Source organism: Bradyrhizobium sp. 76 (assembly GCF_023073025.1).
Classification (GTDB): Bacteria; Pseudomonadota; Alphaproteobacteria; order Rhizobiales; family Xanthobacteraceae; genus Bradyrhizobium.
In genome coordinates this window covers 1-4,225 of the sequence record NZ_JADPIS010000047.1, presented here as the reverse complement: position 1 = coordinate 4,225, position 4,225 = coordinate 1, and the positions used below count along the sequence as shown (strand labels likewise).

4 protein-coding genes and 1 pseudogene are annotated in these 4,225 nt (G+C 59.3%); 3 read left to right on the top strand and 2 right to left on the bottom strand.

The features are described 5' to 3' along the window. Window positions 1–356: 356 nt before the first annotated feature. Window positions 357–605, bottom strand: a complete 249-nt coding sequence (locus IVB48_RS12060) for a hypothetical protein (RefSeq protein ID WP_247400091.1) — start codon at window positions 603–605, stop codon at window positions 357–359. 148 nt (window positions 606–753) lie between these two features. On the opposite strand from IVB48_RS12060, the gene IVB48_RS12055 reads away from it, so the two are divergent. Both IVB48_RS12055 and IVB48_RS12050 read left to right on the top strand, forming a co-directional pair. Next, complete coding sequence (locus tag IVB48_RS12055) at window positions 754–1,128, top strand: hypothetical protein (protein ID WP_247400088.1); 375 nt, start codon at window positions 754–756, stop codon at window positions 1,126–1,128. 236 nt (window positions 1,129–1,364) lie between these two features. Further along, window positions 1,365–1,559, top strand: a complete 195-nt coding sequence (locus IVB48_RS12050) for a hypothetical protein (RefSeq protein ID WP_247400086.1) — start codon at window positions 1,365–1,367, stop codon at window positions 1,557–1,559. A 338-nt stretch (window positions 1,560–1,897) separates the two neighbouring features. Here the strand turns inward: IVB48_RS12050 and IVB48_RS12045 are convergent. Next, window positions 1,898–2,067, bottom strand: a pseudogene (locus tag IVB48_RS12045) (IS21 family transposase); the annotation flags it as partial. A gap of 296 nt (window positions 2,068–2,363) precedes the next feature. Between IVB48_RS12045 and IVB48_RS12040 the strand changes: the two are divergent. Further along, window positions 2,364–3,713 (top strand): aminotransferase class III-fold pyridoxal phosphate-dependent enzyme, encoded by a 1,350-nt coding sequence (locus tag IVB48_RS12040; RefSeq protein WP_247400084.1) that lies wholly within the window; start codon window positions 2,364–2,366, stop codon window positions 3,711–3,713. Window positions 3,714–4,225 lie beyond the last annotated feature (512 nt).

The following is a 4,225-nucleotide window of genomic DNA, read 5'->3' as shown; positions in this document are numbered from 1 at the left end:
GCACCAAACCAGGGATGATGCCGATAAAGAACCTCGCGAAGAACGGTCCTGTGGGCGTTCTCAAACCTTGTTGTACAACGCACGAAGGCCCCATTCGAGTCTTGACGGGAGCACGCCGGATCTAGCCTACTTCACTCCGCTGCCACTCCGCATGGCGGCCTAATCTCGGCAGAGGCTCCACTTATCGACGCGGAAAGTCTGTTCAGACAAGCGGGACCAGCTCTCTTGAGCGCTGGCTCAAGGCGGCGCGCAACGCCGATCCCACACAGCGCCGGGGGGAAACGCTTCGCCGCGATCTTGCGCGCTCCCGGAAAAGCATCGAGCGTCTCCTCACGGCCTGTCAGGAGAGGCTTCTCTCACTTGAAGAGCTGCGCAGTCGCATGCCAGATTTGCGCAGCCGCGAACAGGCTTGCCTGTTGCTGCAAGCGATCGAACACCAATCGAACGAACGGGAAGTTTGTCTGCGTCTCGCCGAATCCGTGACGAGCTTCCTCGACCGCCTGCGCTCGTCCGTCGGCGCGCTCGATACAGTCGAACGCCGACGCGTGCTGCGCCTTCTCGTGAAGGAAGTCCTCGTTGGCGACGACAAGATCGTCATCCGGCACTCAATCCTCCTCCCACTCACCCCGTGGAAAGGCGCCTGCCGTCGCCGATAGTTCCGTGACCGCTCCTCCTCCGCAAAGTTATCTTTTGCGTTCAGGGAGCCGTCAGCCCACTGCTGGCGAATGTTTTTCTGCATTACGCCTTCGATGCGTGTCCGCCGTCTGGCCAAAGCGCTGGGATTACGACGAAGCAAAGGGTATCGCGCGGGTGCTCATCGACATTGCCGAGGAGGTCGTAGGAAACGCACGCACTGGGCTTGAGAGGACCCGCACGATGCGCCGCAAGGACATGTTCGCCGACATGGCCGTCGAGGAACTGCGCAGGCAGATCGAGCACTTCGGCGGGCTGGGAGCTCGCGTCATTGATCAGGCACGTCGTCGTGTGCTCTTTGGTGAGCAGGTGGCGATCGACGAGAAGATTTATTCCATCTTTGAGCCCCGTACCGACTTGATTAAGCGCGGCAAGGTGCGCACGCCGGTCGAGCTCGGCCACAAAGTCTTCCTCGCCGAAGCGCTCAGGGCCTGATCACGCAATACGAGGTGCTGAAAGGCAATCCGCCCGACGAGGTTCACGTAGCATCTTCCCTCCAGCGCCACAGGCAGGCCCTTGGCCCTGCCCCGCAGCTGTACGGCTCGTGCTTCTTCAGCGAGCAGAACCTTGCCTCTGCAAGCACGCCGGCTTCAAGGTGGTCTGCATTCCGCAGCCTGGCGGCAAGAGGGCGAGACGACGTGAAGCGTACGAAAAGAGCGCCATGTTCAAGAATGGTCAGCGCTTTCGCGCCGGCCTCGACGGACGCTTCTTCGGTGCTGTTCCGAGGCCGCGGCATGAAGCGCTGTCTTGCCGAAGAACGCGACCGCTTCGAATTGTGGGTCGGCGCCGCCGTGCTCGCCAACAATCTCATGAGGATCGCGGCAATGCTGGTGGCGCGATCGCCATGCAAGCAAATAGCGGCTTGAACCTCATAGCCCCTTCTCCGAAGCCGCAGGCACCCCCACGGCTCAAGGTATCTTGAGCTGATACTTCGTTGCCCAACACCGAAACCAAGCCAGAAAATCGGCCCTCCGGAGCTTGCCGATCCCCGCAGCTACTGGCATTTTGTGCCCCAATCCATCGGCATAACTTAGATTGCGCCGCTCAACCCTGACGTTTCGTACAGAAACTAGTGTAACGGTGGGCGAGATCGGCAGGCCCGGTTGACTATCAGCTCGTGAAAGCAGGCCCCGGGCGATGCCGGCCTTGAGATTGTTCCTACCGTCTGCTGGGCAGCGCCGCGGAAGCAGGAAAACGCGCAGACGTGGGAAACGATCCAATCCGGCGGTCTTTGGCTGAGGCTGGCCTCGGTATTGGTGTAGTTCGAGGCGCCGAGCACGGCGACGAAGATACGCCGTCCGCACCTAGCCGGTGAGCCCATCCACCACCTCCAGCGTGGCGGCCGGAATAGTCGACGAACAGCTTCTCGGCGGCGACGGCGCACTCGAAAGGCATGACAGGCGAGCCGTCATAGGTTGGAATCCGCGCGTCCCCTGGGACCTTCGTCGCAGACCACTACTATCATATCGCCGGGTCCGAACTCGTAAGCAACCGAACCATTGGTTGGGCATCTTGAGGTAGCGTTCGGGCGCTGCATCGAAGGTGGTCGACACCAATCCAAAGCATTCTCCACACCTCTAATTGTTAGTAGGGTGCGTGGACTACACTTCTCGTGTAAGCCTCATCCCTGAGATGGAAACATCAATTTCGAGTGGCACGGGAGGCTGTACTTGGCAGAGATCTGTGTTCTCTCTTCACGAACCGCCTATTCGACGCCGGGTGAACTTGGCGCGCGAATAGTGGCTGGCGAGGGTCCTTATCTCGTGGGCGCCGATGGGACTCGTTATCTGGATGCGTCCTGCGGTTCGGGATCTCTCATCTTCGGTCATGGCGACGAGAAAATCATCGACGCGCTTCACGCCCAGAGTCGCAAGTTGACGCTTTTCCCTTCGCGGCTTTTTAGCTCCGAAATCGTAGAGCGTTACGCTCGCCAACTGCTCGATTTCGGTCCGCCGAGCATGTCGCGCGCGATCACTTTCAGCAGCGGTTCAGACGCAGTCGAGGCATCGCTCAAACTGGCGCTTCAACATCATTTCGCCGCCAAGCGGCCGCAACGACGGAAGATCCTAGGACGCAACGCCTCCTATCATGGAAATACCATCGCTGGGCTCAGCGCAGGAGAGTTCGTTGCGCGCCGGAAGCCTTATGAGGGCATGCTTGCGTCGTGCGCCAAAGCTTCCCACGCGCATTGCGTCGCCTGTGAGTTCGGACTTCAGGCGCAGACTTGTGCGCTAGAATGTGCGCAATCGATCGAGGATGCGATCCTTGAGGAAGGTCCGGAGAATGTCGCAGCGGTGATCATCGAGCCGATCGTCGGTGCCGCGCTGAGTGCCGCGCCGCCAGACCCAAGATATCTGCCGCGAGTCCGGGAGATCTGCCAGCACCATGACATACTGCTCATCGTCGACGAAGTCATGACTGGTTTCTCCCGCACCGGACGGCCGTTCGCAAGCATGCATTGGAACGCCGAGCCTGACATCATTATCTGCGGAAAGGCGATCAGCGCCGGCTATTACCCTTTGTCAGCTCTTCTAGTGAGTGAGCAGGTGGTTAACGGGCCGTTGGCACGCGAAAAGTATTTTCAGAACGGTCAGACGTTTGCTTGCAGTCCGGCGGGCGCTGCGGTGGGATTGGCAGTCTTGGGCCGGTTGGAGGATGGAAGCCTCGCTGCAAACGCGACGCGCATGGGCGAGCTACTGCGAGCTTCGCTCCGCGAGGAACTGCCCGGCGAGCTGATCAACAGAGTCCGCGGCATGGGATTAATGGTTGGTTTCGACATCAGCTCCTCCGGTTTGAAGAATCGACGATCCCTTTCGCCCGGTCGCTGCAGCGATCGATTTCAGCGCGCCGCGCTCAAACGCGGGTTGGTCATCTACGCCAGTAGTGGTAGCGCCAGAAGTGAGGCAGGCGATCATGCAATGCTACTACTGCCTTTGACAATTTCCGAACGCGAAGTACAAGAGGCTACAGCATCGCTTGTGGCCGCGGCAAACGATCTTCTCGAAACTGAGAATAAGTAGCGGCGATGACTTTGTCCGGGCAATCTCCTCGCACGTTGGACCTACGATGCCGCGGCAGACGAGAGCAACGAATTTGTGTTCAAAATTTACCGACTGAAGGGTCTAACGGGCATTCCCCAGGTGCCTGTTCTCGGTACCGACAAACTGTTTGAGATGCAAGCTTAGCCAAAGTCAATCGACTATTCGGACGGGAACGTCCCGACCGATGTTGAAACAGGAGGAGCGGCATTGCTGGCCTCGAGCCTGTGGGCTCTGGGTGTCTATAGAGCTGGCCCCGGTTGTCTGAACAGAGTTTCCGCGTCGATAGGTGGAGCCTCTGCCGAGGTTAGGCTGCCATGCGGAGTGGCAGCGGAGTGAAGTAGGCTAGATCCGGCGTGCTCCCGTCAAGACTCGAATGGGGACGCCTGCTCTTATACAACAAGGTTTGAGAACGCCCACAGGACCGTTCTTCGCGAGGTTCTTTATCGGCATCATCCCTGGTTTGGTCGCCGAGTTTGCGTTCATGGGGCCGT